Here is an 18250-nt window from a genome sequence, read left to right as displayed (position 1 = left end):
GAGCCGTCATGCACAGCAAGTTATTCAATAACTCAAAGACTGGAGAGTGACATGGCCGGTAAGCAGGAACCCAAGGACGAAGTCCAGAGCATGCGTCGTGGAATGCTGCAAGGCGCTGGCCTCGGTGCAGCGTTGGCATTGCTCGGCGGCGCGATCACGCCGGCGCAGGCTGCCGACGCGGGGCCGTTTCCGGCCCATAAGCGCTGGAAGATCGTATTCGTCAATCACGTGACGACAAACCCATTCTTTGTCCCGACGCAGTATGGCATTCAGGACTCCACCGCTTTGCTCGGCATGGACTACCAGTGGACGGGCTCGGCCAACGCCGACATCGCCGAGATGGTGAATGCCGTCAACGCAGCGATCGCCGGGAAGGCCGATGCGATTGCCGTGCCGATCGTCGATCCGAAGGCTTTCGACAAGCCGATCCAGGCCGCGCTCGACGCGGGCATTCCTGTGTTCGCCTATAACGCCGACGCGCCCCAGGGCTCGTCGAATCCGCGTCTGTCGTACATCGGCCAGGACCTGTATCTGTCCGGCTATCAGATGGGCGAGCGCATTGCGAGCCTGATCGACAGCGGTCTGGTCGGGCTCTTCATCGCGACGCCCGGCCAGTTGAACATCCAGCCGCGCCTGGACGGCGCCGTGGCCGCGATCAAGAAGTCGGGCAAGAAGATCGACGTGCAGACCATCGCGACGGGCGCGACCGTCAACGAAGAGCTTTCGAAGATCAAGTCGTTCTATCTGGGCCACCAGGACCTGAAAGGCATGTTCGCTGTCGACGCGGGCAGCACCCAGGGCGTCGCCGAAGTGATGAAAGAGAACAACCTTCCGGCGAAGGGCGTGCACGGCGGCGGCTTCGATCTGCTGCCGCGCACCGTGCAACTGATCCACGATGGCTTTCTCGACTTCACGATCGATCAGCAGCCTTACGTGCAAGGCTTTTATACCGTGGTCCAGGCGTTCGTGTATCTCGCATCGGGCGGGCTGGTCGGACCGGCCAACGTCAACACTGGTTTGAAGTTCGTGACGAAGGCCTCCGTCGATCCTTACCTGAACACGTCGACACGCTACGAAGGCAAGAGCACGAAGCCGCAAATCGTTCCGCACACGGGAGCGATAAAAGGGTGACGTCTCCTGTAGCGGACATCAAGAAGGCGCAACGGCCGCGACGCTCGTCGCGGTCGTTTCTGCGTTCGAGCGAGCTTCGCATCCTCGCGGTCGCCGTCATTCTGTGCGCGTACTTCGAGACGGCCAACCACGACTTCCTGCTGACGTCGGCGAGCCTGCAGAATCTGTCGCAGTTCATCGCTCCCGTCGCCATCATCGCGTTCGGCGAAATCATGTTGATGATCGGCGGAGAGATCGATCTTTCCGCCGGCATGGTGTTCGCGTTCGCGCCTTTCATCATGCATTTCACGCACGAGGCGGGTTTGCCCGCGTGGCTCTCGGTGATCGCTGGCCTGGTCGCGGCGGGCCTGATCGGATTCGTCAACGGAGCGGTCACGGTCTATCTGCGGATTCCGTCGTTCGTCACGACGCTCGGCACGCTCTTCTTCGTCAACGGCTTCACGCTGACGATATCGAGAGGCACACCCGTCTCGCCGCCCGAGGACGGTCTCTTTGCCGAGTTCATGGGAGCGTGGGGCTACAGCGAGATCATCTGGGCGATCGTGCTCGCGGCAATCATGCACGTATTGCTGCGTCACACGCGCTGGGGCCTGCATACGATTGCGTCCGGCGCGAATCCGCTCGGCGCGAGCGAGGCGGGTATTCATGTCAGGCGGCTGAAGCTCGGCAACTTCGTCCTTGCCGCGGTGCTCGCGGGATTGACGGGCACGCTCGAATGCTTCCGCATTTCGTCGATCGATCCGCAAGCGGGCGGCAACCAGATCATGTTCCTCGCCGTTGCCGCGGCTGTGATCGGCGGCACGCCGCTCGCAGGCGGGTCGGGCACGATCATCGGCGGGCTGATCGGCGCGGCCGTGCTCGGCATTCTGAGCGACGGCTTCACGCTGATCGGCATCAACGCGTTCACGTTCAACATGATTCTCGGCGCGGCGATCCTCGCGGCGATGATCTTCAACATCCACGTCGTACGTCTCGCGCGCAAAGGAGAGTTGTGATGTCTTCGTCGCCGGAAGAAGCGCTGCGCGGGGAGGACATCGTCAAGCGCTTCGGCGCCGTGACCGCGCTCGACGGCGTGTCGCTGACGCTCAGGCAAGGGGAAATCCTCGGCATTCTCGGCGACAACGGCGCGGGCAAATCGACGCTCATCAAGATCCTCACCGGCTTTCATCAGCAGACGAGCGGCAAGCTGTTTCTCGGCGGCCAGGAAACGATGCTGCGTTCCGTCGATCACGCGCGTGCGCTCGGCATCGAATGCGTGTATCAGGATCTCGCGCTCGCCAACTCGCTGAGCATCTATCACAACATGTTCCTGAACCGGGAGATTCTCAGGCCCGGGCCGTTCCGTCTGTTGAACCACCGCGCGATGCGCGAGCGCGCCGCGGAATGCCTCGAAGAGATCGGCGTGCATGTGCCGTCGGTGGACCTTGCTGTCGAGCAGCTTTCGGGCGGACAACGGCAAGCTATCGCGGTGGCGCGCGCGGTCAACTCGAACGCGAAGATCCTGCTGCTCGACGAGCCGCTCGCTGCGATGGGCGCGCGCGAAGCGGGGCTCATCATCGATCTGATCCTGCGGTTGAAGGAGAAGGGTGGCCTGTCGATCATCATGATCATGCACAACTACGCGCAGACGCTCGACATCGCCGATCGCGTGATGCTGATGCAGCGCGGCCGCGTGACGTATCAGCGCGAGACGGTCAGCACGTCGGTTGCCGAGCTGATGGACATCGTCAGGCGCGAATATCGGGCGATGCGCACGCAAGGGGCGTGAGCGGCGGGTCGGCGTTCCGTTCGTTGCCAACGCATTCGCTGCGCGCGCACCTACAGCCCGCTTTCAATCGGCGCCCGTATTGGCACGGCCGACATCATGCGGGACAATCGCGGCAACCTGTCGACATGAGGAGCCACCATGTTCGCATTGATATTGGGGTTGCTGCTGTTCCTGGGCGCGCATTCCGTCCGCATTTTCGCGGACGACTGGCGCAAGGCGCGGATCGCGCAGATGGGCGAGAAGCCGTGGAAGGGCGCGTATTCCGTCGTGTCCATCATCGGGCTCGTGCTGATCGTCTGGGGATATGGGCTCGCGCGGCGCGAGCCGATCATGCTCTGGTCGCCGCCCGCGTGGGCGCCGCATCTCGCCGGCATCCTCACGCTCGTTGCGTTCATCCTCTTTCCGGCTGCATATGTGCCGGGCAATCACTTCAAGGCGCTGGTCAAGCATCCGATGACGATCAGCGTCGCGCTGTGGGCTTTCGCGCATCTGCTGGCGAACGGGACGCTGAACGCAGTCATCCTGTTCGGCGCGTTCCTCGTCTGGGCGCTCGCCGATGTCGCCGCCGCGCGAAGGCGTGATCGTGTCGAAGGCATCGTCTATCCGGGCGGGACGCTTTCGCGCGATGTGATTCCCGTCGTGATCGGCGTCGTCGCCTGGGTCGTCTTCGCGTTCTTCCTGCACGGGTGGTTGATCGGCGTGAAGCCGATGGGGTGAGCTTCAGTTCGCGCCAGCTCGGCGGCCTCATGGAATCTCGCCACCATCGCAACGCTATGGGCGACGACCTTAACCGGTCGAATCGCTAACAGCTTGAATTCGAGCGGCGTAGCGTGCCCGCTTCGTCTTGCTTCTTTCTGACTCTTCTTGCGTGAGTTCAATGCCCGGCAAGGAATTCGTTTTTCGGGGCAAGCTCGGGGCGCAAGGTTTGCGATGGGAGCTCCCCAAAAAGACTACGGTAGTCGGTCGCAAACCTTCCCAAATGAACGAACCCCCATCGCGCCGCAGCGTCCCCGACCGTCATCTGGGCGGCAAGGGTCGAGCGCAACAGATGGCGTACCTGACCAAGGCGTATGCGGCGCAAGTAGGATGAAGGCGACTGTCCCGTGATATTCAGAAAGCCTGTCTGCAGTGTGCTGCGGCATACGCGCAACTCAGTACACAGGTCGAGCACGGTAGGCGGACATTCTGGATTGCCAAGGATCAGATCCTGGCTGCGTTTTACTAAGTCATCCGCGTCACACCAGGGCTTCGCGTTGTTTCGGATGCGCTGAGAGCGCAGAAAACGCCATCCAGCAGCTGCTTGCGGATCATTGTGCGTGCGTCGGCGCAGGAGAAGCGTTCCGCATGGCGGCTCATCGCATTGACGTCGGAGCGCAGCCCCGAAAACACATTGCCATCCCGCAGGAACTGAATGTGCCGGTTCTTGTTTGGTGTCTTGCCGACACCTGGCGCGCCAGACAGTTGATCGAATTCCGCCGCTGACATCGTGATGCCGCCCACTTCCGCGCCGCTGGGCCGATGCAATATCCAGTCGTCGCCGCCATGTAGGACGCCGACCAATGGTGTGCAGATTTCTTCGCGCCTTCGCGTCGGCGCAAAGGTGCCCCATGCCACCGAGATCGAGCCCGGCCGGACCTGACCGCGCTGGGCGAGTTGGCGATTGGTGCTTTCCGCAAATATGTGGAATCCGTCACCCAGGTCGAGCTGCTGCACCGTGCCTTCGAACGGCCCCTTCCCGGTCTGAAAGTAGCTCAGATCGAAATTGACGAAGCTCTGCGCATGCTCCTGTGCATCGGAAAAACGCTGAACAGAATAATAGCGATTCATTTCGGCACTTAAGTGTTGTGGGCTCGTTGTGGCAAACCGTTTCCCCCTGGCGAGGGTTTACGAGGCTCGCCATGCGGCATGGATCTCAACATCCGAACGAGTCTATACAAGGTAATGCACACCGCCAATTAGCCATATAGGGGGTATCGGCCGTCGTTCAGCGCACGAGTTGGTAATTTCGGCTAAAGGGTTCGTTAAACATCGCCTTATTCTGGCTACACCGCCCGACAGGAATGGACGCTGAACGAAAGAGAACAGTTGCGCCTGGTCAGATTGGAGCGAGTTCCGATGTAACCCCATTAAGCCGGCGCAACGCGACGCGGATGCCGGACAGCCTTCTCAAGATTTGTTCAATCAAGGAAATCCGTAATGACTCGGAAGGTAATCGTTGCCGGGGTCGGAATGATCCCGTTCATGAAGCCGGGCACGAGCGGCTCCTATGTCGAAATGGGCGCGGAAGAAAAACTCGGCATGGAAGGCCAGGACACGTCGGAAATGTTCTTCGACGATTGTGTGGTGCCGGCCGATTGTCTGCTCGGCGGGCAGGAAGGCCAAGGCTTCTACCAGTTGATGGATCAACTCGCTTACGAGCGGGCACAGATCTGCTTCAGCGCGGTGGGCACCATGCGGCGCGCGCTCGATCTCACGGTCGAATACGTGAAAGAGCGTAAGGCCTTCGGCAAGGCGCTTTGGCGCGCCGCTCGCCTTGTTTTGCTATGTCGATCGCACCATGGGGCCGCCGCAGTGGTCGGACCTGGGCATGTTCTTGCAGACGGTGATGCTGTTGCTGCAGGAAGAAGGCATCGATAGCTGTGCGCAGGAGTGCTGGTCCGCCTATCCGCTGACAATTGCGAAATTCCTCAATGGTCGGCCAGATCATGTGCTGTTCGCTGGCATGGCAATCGGTTATGCCGATCGTGAAATGCCGGTGAACCGGCTAGTGGCGGACCGGGCGCCGCTAGAGGAATTCGCACGGTTCAGGGGCATTTGACCACGACAATAGGGGCGTATGTGGCGGCTTGATGAAGCTATCGAACCGCTTGGCATTTCCGGCCGCGCCTGTTGCTCACCTGCCGTTTCAAGCCTGCGCGGTGGTGCCGGTCTACCCGGCCGGATACGAAGGTGCTCGCGGCGCGCCGTGGTGCGCCGGTGCAGAAAAGAATGGGAGACACGTGATGAAAGTGAACTTTGGCCGCATCCTGGCGCAGACCGCCATGACCCTCGGCGAGCGCGAGGCGCTGGTCAATGTCGAGCGCAATCGCCGGTACACGGTGACGCAACTGCACCGGCTGGGCAATCGGATCGTCAACATGATGCGCGAGCGGTTGCAATTGCGCCGGGGCAGCGTCTTCATGTGCATTCTCGAGAACGACAACCTCTCGCTGGTGCACGCATGGACTGTCCTCAAGGGCGAGGCGGCCGCCGCGATCACCAACTACCGCGACTCGTTCGACGAGCACCAGTGGCAGATCGATTTCATGCGCCCGTCGGTGATTTTCATCGAGAACGCGCTGCTCGATCGTTACTTCGAGCCGCTACGCCAGCGCGGCATCACCGTGATCTGCATGGACCCGCCGGCCGAGCCGCGCGAGGGCTTGCTGTGCTTCTGGGATCTGCTCGAAGGCGCAAGCGATGCCGAGCCGGACGTGGAGAGCGACGTGCATCACGACGTGATGATGTATCGCTTCACCGGCGGCACGACGGGCAAGAGCAAGTGCGTCCAGTACACCATGGAGAACTGGCTCGGCTGCCGCGACTCGCAGTTCGTCGACAGCGACCTCGATCAGCTCTTCGTGCGCGACTCGCGCGTGCTGCACATGGCGCCCGTGAGCCACGGCTCGGGCATGTCGCTGCTGCCAACGCTGTTTCGCGGCGCCTGCTCCGTGACGCAGAATCTCCCGGATCTGCGCGAGTGGTGCCGGAACGTGGAGAAGGAGCGCATCACGGTGGGCGTCCTGGTGCCGACGCTGCTGTACCGCCTGCTCGACCTGAAGGAAGCGGGCGAACACGATCTCTCGACGCTGTGCACGCTCGTCTATGGCGCCTCGCCGATGAGCGCCGCCAAGCTCGTGCAGTTGCAGGCGCGCTTCGGCAACATCTTCATGCAGGTGTACGGCGCGAGCGAATGCCTGCAGATCGTAACGGTCCTCACCAAGGCGGACCACGCGAGCGCGGGCGAGGCGCGTCTCGCATCGGCCGGCCGCGTGACGGCGAGCGCGGAACTTATCGTCGTGGACGAGGACGGCAGGCCGCTGCCAGCGGGCGCGACGGGTGAGATCTGGATCCGTTCGCGCGCCACGGTGTCGGGCTACTTCAACAATCCCGAGGCCACGGCGAGCGAGTTCCACAACGGCTACTGGAAGTCGGGCGATCTCGGCTATCTCGATGCACAGGGCTATCTGTACATCGTCGATCGCAAGAAGGACATGATCATCACAGGAGGCTTCAACGTCTATGCCGTCGAAGTGGAAGCGGCGCTCACCGCTCACCCCGCGGTCGAGAATGCCGCAGTGGTGGGGGTGCCGCACGACGAATGGGGCGAGGCAGTGCACGCCGAGGTCGTGCTGAGGGCCGGCGCGCAGGTGAGTACCGAAGCGCTGATCGAGCATGTCAAAAGCCGCCTCGGCAGGTTCAAGGCACCCAAATCAATCGAGTTCGTGCCGACGCTGCCTATGTCCGTTGTGGGCAAGGTGATGCGCAGACAGATACGGGAAAAGTACTGGCAGCGCCACACGCGACGGGTCTCATAGAACTGGCGGGCCAGCGCCGAAGGCGCGCGAAACCAGGAATTTCGCGGCGCGACCATCGCGGAGGCGGTGCTCATTCCGCACGATCCCAAATATCGTTGGACAGACAAATCATGAAAATGCTTCGTGCTGCATTCACACTTGCGGTGGTGTTCGGCGCCGCGCTGATGTCGGCGGACACAGTCGCACAGTCACCGTCCCTTTCCACGGCCGAGGCCCGCGAGATTGCCATGGAAGCCTACGTATACGGCTACTCTCTAGTGGACAATTACCGCATCCAGTACGCGTATTTCGTGGACCGCGACAACCCCGAATACAAAGGGGACTGGAACCGCATCGCCAACGTCGCGCGAGTCTATACGCCGCAAGACAAGGCCATCCAGACGCCGAATTCGGATACGCCTTATTCTTTCCTCGGTGCCGACCTGCGTACCGAGCCGCTCGTGCTGACCGTGCCGGAGGTGGAACAGGATCGCTACTATGCGGCGCAGTTCGTCGATCTCTATACCTACAATTTCGCCTACGTCGGCACGCGAACGACGGGCAACGGCAGCGGCAAGTTCCTGCTGGTCGGACCCAACTGGAAGGGGCCGACGCCGAAGGGCATCAAGGGTGTCATCCGGTCCGATACGGATCTGGCGTTCGTGCTCTATCGCACCCAACTTTTCAGGCAGGACGACATCGGAAACGTCAGGAAGGTCCAGGCCGGATTCAAGGCAGAGCCGCTGTCCGTGTTCCTCGGCGAGCCGTCGCCGGCCGCCGCGCCCGCCGTGGATTACTTAAAGCCGCTTACCCGCGAGCAGGAGCGCACATCGCTCGAGTTCTTCGACGTGCTCAATTTCGTATTGCGGTTCTGTCCGACCTATTCAGACGAGCAGCCGCTGATGGACCGTTTCGCGAAACTCGGCATCGGCGCGGGCAGGAAGTTCGACGCGCAGGCGCTGTCGCCTGAAATCCGCAAGGCAGTCGAACAGGGTATCGCCGACGCCTGGCGTTCGATCGACGAACTGGGCAAGCGAGTCGCGGCAGGCGAGGTGACGAGCGGCGACATCACGGGGTCGCGCGCATATCTGAAGAACAACTACCTCTACAGGATGCGCGCGACGGTTGCCGGCATCTACGGCAATTCGAAAGAGGAAGCCATCTACCCGGCCTATTACGTGGACGCGTCCGGGCAGCGACCCGACGGTGGCCACTATCGCTACACGCTGCGCTTCAAGCCGGGTCAGTTGCCGCCCGTCAATGCGTTCTGGTCGCTTACCATGTATCTGCCGTCGCGGCTGCTCGTGGCGAATCCGCTCGACCGCTACCTGATCAATTCGGCGATGTTGGCCGACCTGAAGCGCGACGCGGATGGCGGCGTCACGCTTTATCTCCAGCACGACTCGCCCGGCAAGGACAAGGAAGCCAATTGGCTGCCCGCGCCGGACGGCCAGTTCCTGGCGGCCTTGCGCCTGTATTGGCCGAAGCAGGAAGCGCTCGACGGCGAATGGAAACAGCCGCCGCTGCAGCGGAGCGGAGCGGTGATGACCGGCTCGACGGATAGCCGGTGATGCACTATCCGTTGGACGTGATGCGTGCTCAAAGATCCAGCACTAACTCCGCAGATTTGGCGCGCGAAACACAGACCATGATCTGAGTTTCCTTTTCGTCGCCGCGCAGTACGAGATCCCGATGATCGGCCTCTCCCGAGCATAGTCCCGTGCGGCACGACCCACAGGTGCCGCTTTCGCACGAGCTTGGCACTCGCACGTTCGTGGCGCGCAGCACGTCGAGGATCGAGCGGTCGGCGGGGATCTCCAGAGACGTGCCGCTGCGCTTGAGCCGAACCATAAATGGCGTGCTTTCCCGTGCGTTCGCGCTGCTCGCGCCGAAGCTCTCGAAGTGCACGGTACCGGACGGCCAATGGCCCGTCATGTCGCGCACGGTGTCCATCAGCGCCTGCGGCCCGCAGCAATACACGTGTTGTGCCGACTTCGACTTCTCGAATACGGGCCAGAAGTCGAACGATTCCGCCGGGTCGCCGAAGTCGTGGTGAATCGTTACCGCCTGGCGCCACTCATTGCTGCTGAGTTCGTCAAGAAACGCGGTGCCCTCCGGATCGCGGGCCAGGTAATACAGCTTGAACTGTCTAAGGCCTTCCGCCCGGAGCTGGCGCGCCATCGACAGCATGGGCGTAATGCCGATGCCTCCCGCGACAAGAATGAACGATTTCGCCCGCTCGTCGAGCGGGAATTCGTTTCGCGGCAGCGAGACCTCGATCACGTCCCCAGCGGAGGTTTCGTCGACGAGGCTCATGGACCCGCCTCGCCCGTGGCTGTCCCGCTTCACCGCAATGACGTAGCGATCCCGCTCCTGCGAGTCGTTGCAGAGCGAATAGCTGCGACGCGCGCCGTTGGGCACAACTACGGTCAAATTCGATCCCGCTTCGAACGGCGGCAGCGGGGCGCCGTGCGGGTCGGTTAGCTCAAAGCGCCAGATGTCGCGCGCAATCTTCTCCTTTTCCGCAATCTTCAGATGCAGAAAACCGCCTTCTGGGGTAGTCATGTCCGTCTCCTTCCGCTCGATTCGTTTCGCTACCATGGAGCGTATGTTATTGCTAGATATCTAATGATGCAAGTCGATCCAACGCAATTCCCTGGTCGGTATAAACCCCCACTTGCAAGTGTGACCATCGACCCGTAGCCTAATTGCTAGACGTCTAATTATGCGGAGCACAGGCGCAAGACCTCTCGTCGGGAGGGAAAGCTTGTCCGTTTCCGCAGACAAAAAAGTGTGAAACCAGGAGAGCCCCGGACATGACAGACTCAACGTTGAGCTACGAGGATGCGCCCCCGCTTCGAGTCGCCGATTCGGCGACCGTCGAGGCGACGTATCGCAAGGTCACACTAAGGTTGATGACCTTTCTTTTCTTTTGCTGGGTCTTGAACTATCTCGATCGCGTCAATGTCAGCTTCGCGCAGTTGCAGTTGAAGCACGACCTTGGCCTGAGCGATGCCGCGTACGGGCTCGGCGTGAGCCTGTTCTTCATCGGCTACATCCTGCTGGAGGTTCCGAGCACGCTGCTGCTCAGGCGCATCGGCGCTCGCCGGACCGTTACGCGGATCATGCTGCTGTGGGGCGCCATTTCCACTGCAATGGCGTTCATGACGGCACCCTGGCAGTTCTACCTCGCTCGAACGCTGCTCGGCGCCGCCGAGGCGGGCTTCTGGCCAGGGATCATTCTCTATCTCTCGTACTGGTATCCCGCGAAACGCCGCGCCCGCATCACGTCGCGATTTCTGCTCGCGATTGCCGCGGCGGGCATTATCGGCGGCCCGCTTTCGGGGCTGATCCTCGAAAACTTCATGGACGTATGGGGCTTTCGCAACTGGCAATGGCTGTTCTTTCTCGAAGGCTTGCCCGCCGTGATTGCCGGCGTGGTCGCGTGGTTTTACCTGACGGACAAGCCGCAGGATGCGTCGTGGCTCACGGATCAGCAAAAGCGCATCGTCGTGGAAGCGCTCGAGGAAGAACACGGGCAGAAGCCGCACGATGCGCCGAGCCGTCTGCTCGTCGCACTGCGCGACCCGCGCGTGTATGTGATCGCCGCAGGCTGGGCCACGGTGCCCATTTGCGGGACCATCCTCAATTACTGGACACCCACCATCATCAAGCAGGCGGGCGTTTCCAGCATGTTGCAGATCGGCTTGCTGTCCGCGCTGCCATACATCGTCGGCGCCGTTGCCATGCTGCTGATCGCACGCAGCTCCGACCTGCGGCTCGAGCGCCGTTGGCACTTCGTGCTGTCGACGACAGCGGGCGCAACGGGCGCGGTGCTGCTCACGATCCTCACGCACAACTCGGCTGTCGCAATCGCGTGCCTGAGTCTCGTTGCGGTGAGCTACTTCGCGGCCGCCGCGATCATCTGGACCATTCCGCCGAACTACCTCAAAGGCGAGGCGGCTGCGGGCGGAATTGGCGTCATCAGCAGTTTGGGACAGGTGGGCGCTTTCTTCGCGCCGATCGTCCTTGGCTGGGTGAAGAGCGTAACCGGAAGCTTCTCGGCAGGCATCCTGCTGGTCGCGGCGCTCGTTTTCATCGGCGGCATTGCCGTCTTCTTCGGCGTGCCGCGCGAGCGGCAGGCGCCACAGTCCGGCGCGTGACGATGCACGTGACGGACAGCACTTTGACAGTCAGACAGGAGCAGGAATGAGCAAGCTTCAACTCTCGATCGCCGTGGGCAATTACGACCGGATGCGGCCGCTGATCGACGGCGACGTTCAGATCGACGGCGTCGATCCTGTGTTCATGCTGCAGGACCCGGAGGAAATTTTCTTTCGCGCATTCCGGCACGCGGATTACGACATTTGCGAGCTTTCGCTCAGCAGCTATTCGGTGAAGACGGCTGCGGGCACCTCGCCCTACATCGCCGTGCCGGTGTTTCCGTCGCGCGCGTTCCGGCACAGCTCGGTCTACGTGCGCTCCGACCGTGGGATCGAGCGGCCCGAAGACCTGAAGGGCAAACGCATCGGCGTGCCGGAATACCAGCTTACGGCCAACGTGTGGGTGCGGCTCTTTCTCGAAGAGGAATATGGCGTGAAGGCTTCGGATATTCGTTGGGTGCGGGGCGGCTACGAGGACCCGACGCGCGTGGAGAAGATCGCGCTCAAGCTGCCCGAAGGCGTCGTGCTGGAAAACGCGCCCGAAGGGCAGACGATCTCGAACCTGCTGGCCGACGGCGAGATCGACGGCGTGATCGGGCCGCGCGCGCCGTCGTGCTTCGAGCGCGGGCATCCCAAGGTCAAGTATCTCTTCGACGACCCCCAACAGCGCGCCGCCGAGTGGTACGAGCGCAGGAAGCTCTTTCCGATCATGCACACGCTCGGCATCCGCAAGACACTGGCGGAGCAGCATCCGTGGCTGCCCGGCGCTATCGCGAAGGCTTTCGAGCACGCGAAGCAGGTAGCGCTCGCGCGTTTGAGCGACACCTCGGCGACCAAGGTGACACTGCCTTTCATCGAAGACCAGTTGCGCAACGCGCGACGGTTGATGGGCCCCGACTTCTGGTCGTACGGATTCGCCAGCAACGAGCACGTGATCGACCGCTTCCTTGCGCAGCATCATGCCGAGGGCTTGTCGAGCCGGCGCCTTGAGCCCGCTGAGCTGTTCCACCCAGCGAGCCTCGAGAGCTTCAAGATCTGACCTTCCGCGGCAGTCGTAGCGTCGCGCACTCGCCCGTTGCCGGCTGCGCGACGCATGCGTGGAAGAGGACAAAAAAATATAATCAGGAATCCATAATACAAATGAACATGAAGGGACACACATTCCCGCTCGCATGCGGCGGACTGCTGGCGCTCGCCTGCACGGCGGCCCATGCGCAAAGTTCGATCACGCTGTACGGCATCGTCGATGCGGGCGTCGAATACGTCAACCGCGTGGCCCAAGGCAGCCAAACGGGCTCAGCGATCCGGGAGCAGTCCGGCAATCTGGCCGGCTCACGCTGGGGGCTCAAGGGCTCGGAGGATCTTGGCGGCGGCTACAAGGCCGTGTTCACGCTCGAGGGCGGATTCAACGTGAACACGGGGACGCTCGGCCAGAGTGGACGGCTGTTCGGCCGTAAGGCGTTCGTTGGCCTCGCGACACCGTACGGGACGCTCACGCTCGGGCGTCACCAGAACCTGCTCTACGAGCTGATGTACAAGTACGACGCGCTGACGTTCAATCCGAGCTATTCCGCGCAAAGCATGGACAGCCAGTTCGTGAACCGCGCGGACAATTCGGTGCGCTACGGCGTGCATCTCGGCGACGTGACGTTCGCGGCGCTGTACAGCACGGGCTTCGACTCGACGATTCCAAACGGCGCGAACGTGCCCGGCGCGACGAAAGTGGGCCGCGAGATGAGCGCCGCGGTGCTGTACGACCGCGGGCCGTTCAGCATCGGCGTGACGTACGACCAGTTGCAGGGCACGTCGATTGCCACGCAGAGCAACACGCAGCAGCGCGCGCTGCTCGGCCTTTCGTATGACATTGGGCCCGTCAAGGCGCTGGCGGGCCTGCGCTGGCTGAACACGCGCAACACGGACGTGCCACCCAGTTCGATGCTCTATTGGGGCGGCGTGACCTGGCGGGTGAACACGCCGCTCTCCGTTTCCGCCAGCGTCTATCACACGCAGTTTCGCAATCCGCACGGCGGCCCGACGATGGGAGCGTTGCTGGTCGACTACTCGCTCTCGAAGCGCACCGATGTGTACGCGGAAGGCGCGTATGTCTCCAATCGTTCGTTTTCCAATGTCGGCATTCGCGGCACGGGCGTGGACATTGCGCCAGGCATGGACCAGGCGGGCGTGACCGTGGGCATTCGCCACACCTTCTGAGCGGCCGGGCGCTGTGGAACAGTGCCTCTCGCGCCGGCTAAAGCGCTATGATTGTCGCCAGTCTGGTCACAATAACGGCGAGGAACGTATGGCAGCAGCAGGTACTTCGGGAAAGGGCGGGGTCGCGAGCGAGGACCCCATCCTGCGGCACTGGCGCGAGGCGGTGCCGGATGATCGTCTTGCTCACCTGGTGAAGGATGCGGGCCGCGCGATGATTCGCGGTCTGCAAATGCGCCTGGCGCAGCACGAAGTCTCGTTCGGCCATTGGGCGTATCTGCGTGTGCTGTGGGTCACCGACGGTCTCACGCAGAAGGAGCTCAGCGACGAGACGGGCACCACTACGCCCACTACGTTCAGCGCGGTGTCGGCGATGGAAAAGCTCGGGTACGTCGAGCGCCGCTATGCGCCCGGCAATCGCAAGAACACGCACGTCTATCTCACGCCGCGTGGCCGGAGCCTGAAAAAGAAGCTTGTTCCGCTTGCGGAAGAGGTCAACGAGATCAGTGTCGCCGGATTGAAAGCCACCGAGATCAACGTCGCGCGCAAGGTCCTGCTAACGATTATCGAAAACATGGCGCGCGACGAAGCCGAGTCGAACGATCCGGCGCGCCGCATTCCGTCGACGCGGGAAATGGGCAATCTGATCGCGGCGCGTGGCGAGGAGTACGAGAGCAACTGAAGCCGGCGGTTTCCTGATTTCATAGGTCGTTTCCTGGGTTCAATTTTATTAAATATCTAATAATATTGACGGCCGCGCTCATGCGCGGCAGCAGATGGCTTCAAGCTGCTTTCCCGCTCAATATACGGGCCCTGAAATGGATGCAATGACCCGCGCGGCCATGACGCGCAATGTCCGCGAAGCGCTCGCGGAAGATGTCGGCGATAACGACTGGACTTCACAACTGATCGATCCTGCCGGTTCGGCCGAGGCGGTTCTCATCGTGCGCGAGACCGCGCTCCTGTGCGGCAGGCCATGGTTCGACGAAACGCTCGTGCAGACGGACCCTTGCATCGCTATCGAATGGTTCGTCGGCGAAGGCGAATGGATGCGTGAAGGGCAGGCCGTGTGCAGGATCGCCGGGCCCGCGCGCAGCATGCTTACCGCCGAGCGCACCGCGCTCAACTTTCTCCAGCTGCTTTCGGGCGTGGCCACGGCGACATACGCGATGGCGCGCATTGTCGAAGGCACGGCGGCGCGCATTCTCGATACGAGAAAAACGCTGCCGGGACTGCGCCTTGCGCAAAAGTACGCGGTGCGCGTGGGCGGCGGAGAGAACCATCGCCGGGGACTTTACGACGGCATCCTGATCAAGGAAAACCACATCGCCGCGGGCGGCGGCATTGCGCCGACGATTCGCGCCGCCCAGGCGCTTGGCGCGGAAGTGCCGCTTCAGGTCGAAGTGGAAACGCTCGACGAACTGGCCGAAGCGCTGGACTCTGGCGCAAGGTCGATCCTGCTCGACAACTTCTCGCACGATGCGATGCGCGAGGCCGTGCGCCTCAACGAGGGGCGTGCCAGTCTGGAGGTGTCGGGCGGTGTCACGACAGAAACGCTGCGCGCGATTGCCGAGACGGGCGTGAACCGCATTTCCGTGGGTGGGCTCACGAAGCACGTGAAGGCGGTCGATTTTTCGCTGCGCTTTCGGGCATACGTCGGGGGCGTACGTCGCGCAGCGCGACCCGGCGCGCGAGTACACTGCGTAGCGATGGATCGCTGACGTTCGTGCAGAAGTAAAAAAGCCTTCGCGTGCGAAGGCTTTTTCGTTGCCGCCGATTGGCGGAGCGGAACGTCGATATCAGAGCAGGACGTCTGCGCCCGCCTCGCTCGACTTCAGTATGGCGAGGCAAATTTCCAGCGTGCCCTTTGCCCATTCTCCGTCGTGAAGGGGCCGTCGTCGCTCGACAACGGCGCCATACAGTTCGTCGATGACCTCGGCGCGCGGCACGGCGGGGCGCGACAGCGGCAGCGTCGCGCGCCGCTCGCCGTACACGACGATCGAGTCGGGCAGGGGTCGCAGGTCCGCGCGTTCGCACGAGACGATGACGGGACCGAAATGCTGATGAAACCGCGGCGGTTCGTCTGCAGAGGCGCGAGGCGCTTTGTATGCCGATCCGCCGTACGTGCCGGCTGCCTTCAGCTTTGCTTCGTCGTTCGACGAGGCGAGCGTCGCCAGACGCCTGCGGGCATTGCCGTACGCATCCGGGCTCGTCTGGTCGCCCATCTCGCCGATCCAGCCAGTCCACTCGTCGCTGTTGAAATGGCCGTATCCGTTGTAGGAGAGGGACGCGTAAGCTCCGTTTTCGAACCAGATCAGCGCGGAATACGCGCCTTCCGTGGGACGTGCCGGGTCCCACCGGCCGACGCTCGCGCGTAGCCGAACCGCGCGAGAGCCGGCGAGCAAGCGCACGATATCGACCTGGTGCGCCGCCTGGCTGAAGACAGCGCCGCCGCCTTCGGCCGTCATCAGCTCCTCGGGCCGGCGCGGCCGGTAGAGGTAGTCGGTGTAGTTGATCGCCTGGATCGTCTTCACCGTGCCGAAAGCGCCTTCCCGGATCAGTTCGCGTGTGCGCAGATACGGCGTGTCGAAGCTGTGGCAATGGCCGACGATCAGATGCACGTTCGCGGCGCGACACGCGGAAATCATGCGTTCGCAGTCGGCCGCGTCGAGCGCCATCGGCTTTTCGACCAGCACGTGTTTGCCATTCGCCGCGGCAATTTCCGTGTGCTGTGCGTGGAACTGATGCGGGCTCGCCACGTAGACGACTTCCACGTTGGGATCGTCGGCCAGTTGCAGCACGTCGGCGTAGGTTCGCGCGTCGAAGTCGGCGGCGAACTGCCGCCGCGCTTCTTCGCGCGGATCGCACGCGGCAACGAGCTGGACTCTCGGGTCGCGCAGGAAGGTGGGCAACATCAGCGAGAATGCCCGCCCCAGTCCTGCCACCCCAATGCGCAAGCGGCGATCTTCCATGGCGTTGCGCCTCCGTTATTGCGAGACCTGATAGTCGGTCGCGACTACGGCCGACTGGTCGTCGGGCAGCGCGTGCTTCGCGCTGACATAGCGGACCTCATACGTGCGCCAGTCGATCTCCTTCGGCACGACTGCCTGATACGAGCAGACGTCATGTGCAATCACTTTCGCACCCGTGCCGATCGCTTCGTCACCTTGCTGGAATTCGGCGAGCGCGTCGAGCATGCGCCGGCGGAATTCGACGATGGCGAGATCGCTCGCACCGAGACGCTCGTCCGAACGGTTCGCGATCGGGCCCATCGTGACCCACATCGCGATGTCCTGGTTCGGGAAGCCCGTGATGCCGGTGAAGTTTCCGTTCGCCATCGCCGCGCGGTCCTGCCAGAAGCGGTTCTCGTGATTGCGCAGCGGACGATAGCGTTCGTCCAGATCAATACCCACCTGCTGATGCAGGAATTTGCGCCAGGTTTCGGTTTCCGGCGTAGTCGCCGGATCACCCCATGCGATGAAGTAGAACGCAGTGTTCGTGTCGTCCATCGGCACGTTGATGTTCGCGACGTTGTAGAGATTGTTCGGCGGAATCAGCACGGTTGCCGGCGCAACGAATACCGTCGAGCGCACGTAGTCGTGCGTGTTGGCGTTGAAGATCGGGCGGCGTAGCGCGGCGTAGCGAAAACCGTAACCGGTACGCTCGACCTGCAAGCGCGGCGCCTTGTCGGTGGAAGGACGCAGCCAGTTTTTCGAAGTTGCCTCGGCGCCGCCGACGCGCGCCGGCACGAAGTCCGACGAATGAAGGCTCGAACTGTGCGCGGAATCGATCGCGCCTTCGAGAATCTGCGCCCAATTGCAGGGCAGCAGCGCCTTTGCGATGCTCACGCGGGTGTCCGCGCTCGGCGCCCACGCGGGCGGAACGAATTCGGGCACGGCGTCCTGCGGACCCATGAATGCCCACACCATGCCGCCCCATTCCTGCACAGGGTAGGCCTTGTGCTTGACCTTGTCGGTCATGCAACTCGAGGCGGGCTCGGACACCATTTCGATCACGTTGCCGAGCACGTCGAACTTCCAGCCGTGGTACAGGCAACGCAGGCCGCAGTCTTCATTACGCCCATAAACCAGCGACGCACGGCGATGCGGGCAATACTCGTCCATCACGCCAACGCGGCCTTCCGTATCGCGGAACACGACCAGGTCCTCGCCGAATACGCGCGCTTTCATCGGCGCGCCGTCCGGCTCGCTCACTTCCTCGATCAGACAGACGGGGGTCCAGTGGCGGCGCATCAACTGCCCCATCGGGGCATCGCCTTCGACACGGCACAGCAGTTCATTTTCTTCGTGGGTCAGCATGTTTGTCTCCCGGCGAGAGGTCGCCTCCATCAACAGGTGTTGCCAAATTCTATTAGATATCTAGCGAAAATGGCAAGCCCGTTTGCAGGAGACTTCGGGTAACTA

The 18250-nt window shown here is 62.4% G+C and carries 16 protein-coding genes and 2 pseudogenes; 13 read left to right on the top strand and 5 right to left on the bottom strand.

The features are described 5' to 3' along the window. Window positions 1-51 precede the first annotated feature (51 nt). From AB4Y32_RS10615 to AB4Y32_RS10600, 4 genes are all read left to right on the top strand, one after another. A complete protein-coding gene (locus tag AB4Y32_RS10615) occupies window positions 52-1131 on the top strand; it encodes a sugar ABC transporter substrate-binding protein (RefSeq protein WP_368721296.1) in 1080 nt (359 codons plus the stop codon). Beyond that, window positions 1128-2126, top strand: a complete 999-nt coding sequence (locus tag AB4Y32_RS10610) for an ABC transporter permease (protein WP_368721295.1) — start codon at window positions 1128-1130, stop codon at window positions 2124-2126. The genes AB4Y32_RS10615 and AB4Y32_RS10610 overlap by 4 nt, the downstream gene beginning before the upstream one ends. Then, window positions 2126-2899: an ATP-binding cassette domain-containing protein gene (locus AB4Y32_RS10605; protein ID WP_368721294.1), complete on the top strand. Its 774-nt coding sequence runs from the start codon at window positions 2126-2128 to the stop codon at window positions 2897-2899. The genes AB4Y32_RS10610 and AB4Y32_RS10605 overlap by 1 nt, the downstream gene beginning before the upstream one ends. Window positions 2900-3037: 138 nt before the next feature. Then, a complete protein-coding gene (locus AB4Y32_RS10600; RefSeq protein WP_368721293.1) occupies window positions 3038-3616 on the top strand; it encodes an NnrU family protein in 579 nt (192 codons plus the stop codon). A 157-nt stretch (window positions 3617-3773) separates the two neighbouring features. Here the strand turns inward: AB4Y32_RS10600 and AB4Y32_RS10595 are convergent, their stop codons facing one another. Together AB4Y32_RS10595 and AB4Y32_RS10590 are read right to left on the bottom strand one after the other, a co-directional pair. Next, the gene (locus AB4Y32_RS10595; protein ID WP_368721292.1) at window positions 3774-4070 is read right to left on the bottom strand and encodes a helix-turn-helix domain-containing protein; all 297 of its coding nucleotides are present in this window, start codon (window positions 4068-4070) and stop codon (window positions 3774-3776) included. 50 nt (window positions 4071-4120) lie between these two features. Next, complete coding sequence (locus tag AB4Y32_RS10590; RefSeq protein WP_368721291.1) at window positions 4121-4726, bottom strand: hypothetical protein; 606 nt, start codon at window positions 4724-4726, stop codon at window positions 4121-4123. 369 nt (window positions 4727-5095) lie between these two features. On the opposite strand from AB4Y32_RS10590, the pseudogene AB4Y32_RS10585 reads away from it, so the two are divergent. The 4 genes and pseudogenes from AB4Y32_RS10585 to AB4Y32_RS10570 all read left to right on the top strand — a co-directional run. Then, a pseudogene (locus AB4Y32_RS10585) lies at window positions 5096-5359 on the top strand (hypothetical protein); the annotation flags it as partial. A gap of 55 nt (window positions 5360-5414) precedes the next feature. Next, window positions 5415-5717, top strand: a pseudogene (locus tag AB4Y32_RS10580) (nitroreductase); the annotation flags it as partial. Window positions 5718-5901: 184 nt separating this feature from the next. Next, window positions 5902-7476, top strand: a complete 1575-nt coding sequence (locus tag AB4Y32_RS10575; RefSeq protein WP_368721290.1) for an AMP-binding protein — start codon at window positions 5902-5904, stop codon at window positions 7474-7476. 110 nt (window positions 7477-7586) lie between these two features. Further along, window positions 7587-9026 (top strand): DUF1254 domain-containing protein, encoded by a 1440-nt coding sequence (locus AB4Y32_RS10570; RefSeq protein WP_368721289.1) that lies wholly within the window; start codon window positions 7587-7589, stop codon window positions 9024-9026. Between the two features lie 28 nt (window positions 9027-9054). Here the strand turns inward: AB4Y32_RS10570 and AB4Y32_RS10565 are convergent, their stop codons facing one another. Then, on the bottom strand, window positions 9055-10020 hold the full coding sequence (locus AB4Y32_RS10565) for a PDR/VanB family oxidoreductase (RefSeq protein ID WP_368721288.1): 966 nt from the start codon (window positions 10018-10020) through the stop codon (window positions 9055-9057). Window positions 10021-10271: 251 nt separating this feature from the next. On the opposite strand from AB4Y32_RS10565, the gene AB4Y32_RS10560 reads away from it, so the two are divergent. From AB4Y32_RS10560 to nadC, 5 genes are all read left to right on the top strand, one after another. After that, window positions 10272-11618 carry an MFS transporter gene (locus AB4Y32_RS10560; protein WP_368721287.1) on the top strand — a complete coding sequence of 449 codons (1347 nt, stop codon included), beginning with the start codon at window positions 10272-10274 and terminating at the stop codon, window positions 11616-11618. A 46-nt stretch (window positions 11619-11664) separates the two neighbouring features. Further along, the gene (locus AB4Y32_RS10555; protein WP_368721286.1) at window positions 11665-12657 is read left to right on the top strand and encodes an ABC transporter substrate-binding protein; all 993 of its coding nucleotides are present in this window, start codon (window positions 11665-11667) and stop codon (window positions 12655-12657) included. Window positions 12658-12758: 101 nt separating this feature from the next. After that, window positions 12759-13829, top strand: coding sequence for a porin (locus tag AB4Y32_RS10550; protein WP_439899770.1), 1071 nt, complete (start codon window positions 12759-12761; stop codon window positions 13827-13829). 88 nt (window positions 13830-13917) lie between these two features. Further along, window positions 13918-14508, top strand: coding sequence for a MarR family winged helix-turn-helix transcriptional regulator (locus AB4Y32_RS10545; protein ID WP_368721285.1), 591 nt, complete (start codon window positions 13918-13920; stop codon window positions 14506-14508). A gap of 136 nt (window positions 14509-14644) precedes the next feature. Further along, on the top strand, window positions 14645-15547 hold the full coding sequence (nadC, locus tag AB4Y32_RS10540) for a carboxylating nicotinate-nucleotide diphosphorylase (protein ID WP_368721284.1): 903 nt from the start codon (window positions 14645-14647) through the stop codon (window positions 15545-15547). Window positions 15548-15625: 78 nt separating this feature from the next. Here the strand turns inward: nadC and AB4Y32_RS10535 are convergent, their stop codons facing one another. Both AB4Y32_RS10535 and AB4Y32_RS10530 read right to left on the bottom strand, forming a co-directional pair. Next, entirely contained in the window at window positions 15626-16798 is a 1173-nt protein-coding gene (locus AB4Y32_RS10535) for a Gfo/Idh/MocA family protein (RefSeq protein WP_368721283.1), read from the bottom strand. A gap of 15 nt (window positions 16799-16813) precedes the next feature. Next, window positions 16814-18145: a Rieske 2Fe-2S domain-containing protein gene (locus AB4Y32_RS10530; RefSeq protein WP_368721282.1), complete on the bottom strand. Its 1332-nt coding sequence runs from the start codon at window positions 18143-18145 to the stop codon at window positions 16814-16816. Window positions 18146-18250 lie beyond the last annotated feature (105 nt).

The organism is Paraburkholderia phymatum (assembly GCF_040965635.1).
In the GTDB taxonomy this organism is placed as follows: domain Bacteria; phylum Pseudomonadota; class Gammaproteobacteria; order Burkholderiales; family Burkholderiaceae; genus Paraburkholderia; species Paraburkholderia phymatum_B.
Note: the sequence above shows the minus strand (reverse complement) of the source record. Positions and strands in the feature narration are given on the sequence as shown.

Coding starts and splice junctions, on each gene's coding strand:
- AB4Y32_RS10615 (WP_368721296.1), top strand. CDS start 52: ATGGCCGGTAAGCAGGAACCCAAGGACGAAGTCCAGAGCATGCGTCGT.
- AB4Y32_RS10605 (WP_368721294.1), top strand. CDS start 2,126: ATGTCTTCGTCGCCGGAAGAAGCGCTGCGCGGGGAGGACATCGTCAAG.
- AB4Y32_RS10600 (WP_368721293.1), top strand. CDS start 3,038: ATGTTCGCATTGATATTGGGGTTGCTGCTGTTCCTGGGCGCGCATTCC.
- AB4Y32_RS10590 (WP_368721291.1), bottom strand. CDS start 4,726: ATGAATCGCTATTATTCTGTTCAGCGTTTTTCCGATGCACAGGAGCAT.
- AB4Y32_RS10575 (WP_368721290.1), top strand. CDS start 5,902: ATGAAAGTGAACTTTGGCCGCATCCTGGCGCAGACCGCCATGACCCTC.
- AB4Y32_RS10570 (WP_368721289.1), top strand. CDS start 7,587: ATGAAAATGCTTCGTGCTGCATTCACACTTGCGGTGGTGTTCGGCGCC.
- AB4Y32_RS10565 (WP_368721288.1), bottom strand. CDS start 10,020: ATGACTACCCCAGAAGGCGGTTTTCTGCATCTGAAGATTGCGGAAAAG.
- AB4Y32_RS10560 (WP_368721287.1), top strand. CDS start 10,272: ATGACAGACTCAACGTTGAGCTACGAGGATGCGCCCCCGCTTCGAGTC.
- AB4Y32_RS10555 (WP_368721286.1), top strand. CDS start 11,665: ATGAGCAAGCTTCAACTCTCGATCGCCGTGGGCAATTACGACCGGATG.
- AB4Y32_RS10550 (WP_439899770.1), top strand. CDS start 12,759: ATGAACATGAAGGGACACACATTCCCGCTCGCATGCGGCGGACTGCTG.
- AB4Y32_RS10545 (WP_368721285.1), top strand. CDS start 13,918: ATGGCAGCAGCAGGTACTTCGGGAAAGGGCGGGGTCGCGAGCGAGGAC.
- nadC (WP_368721284.1), top strand. CDS start 14,645: ATGGATGCAATGACCCGCGCGGCCATGACGCGCAATGTCCGCGAAGCG.
- AB4Y32_RS10535 (WP_368721283.1), bottom strand. CDS start 16,798: ATGGAAGATCGCCGCTTGCGCATTGGGGTGGCAGGACTGGGGCGGGCA.
- AB4Y32_RS10530 (WP_368721282.1), bottom strand. CDS start 18,145: ATGCTGACCCACGAAGAAAATGAACTGCTGTGCCGTGTCGAAGGCGAT.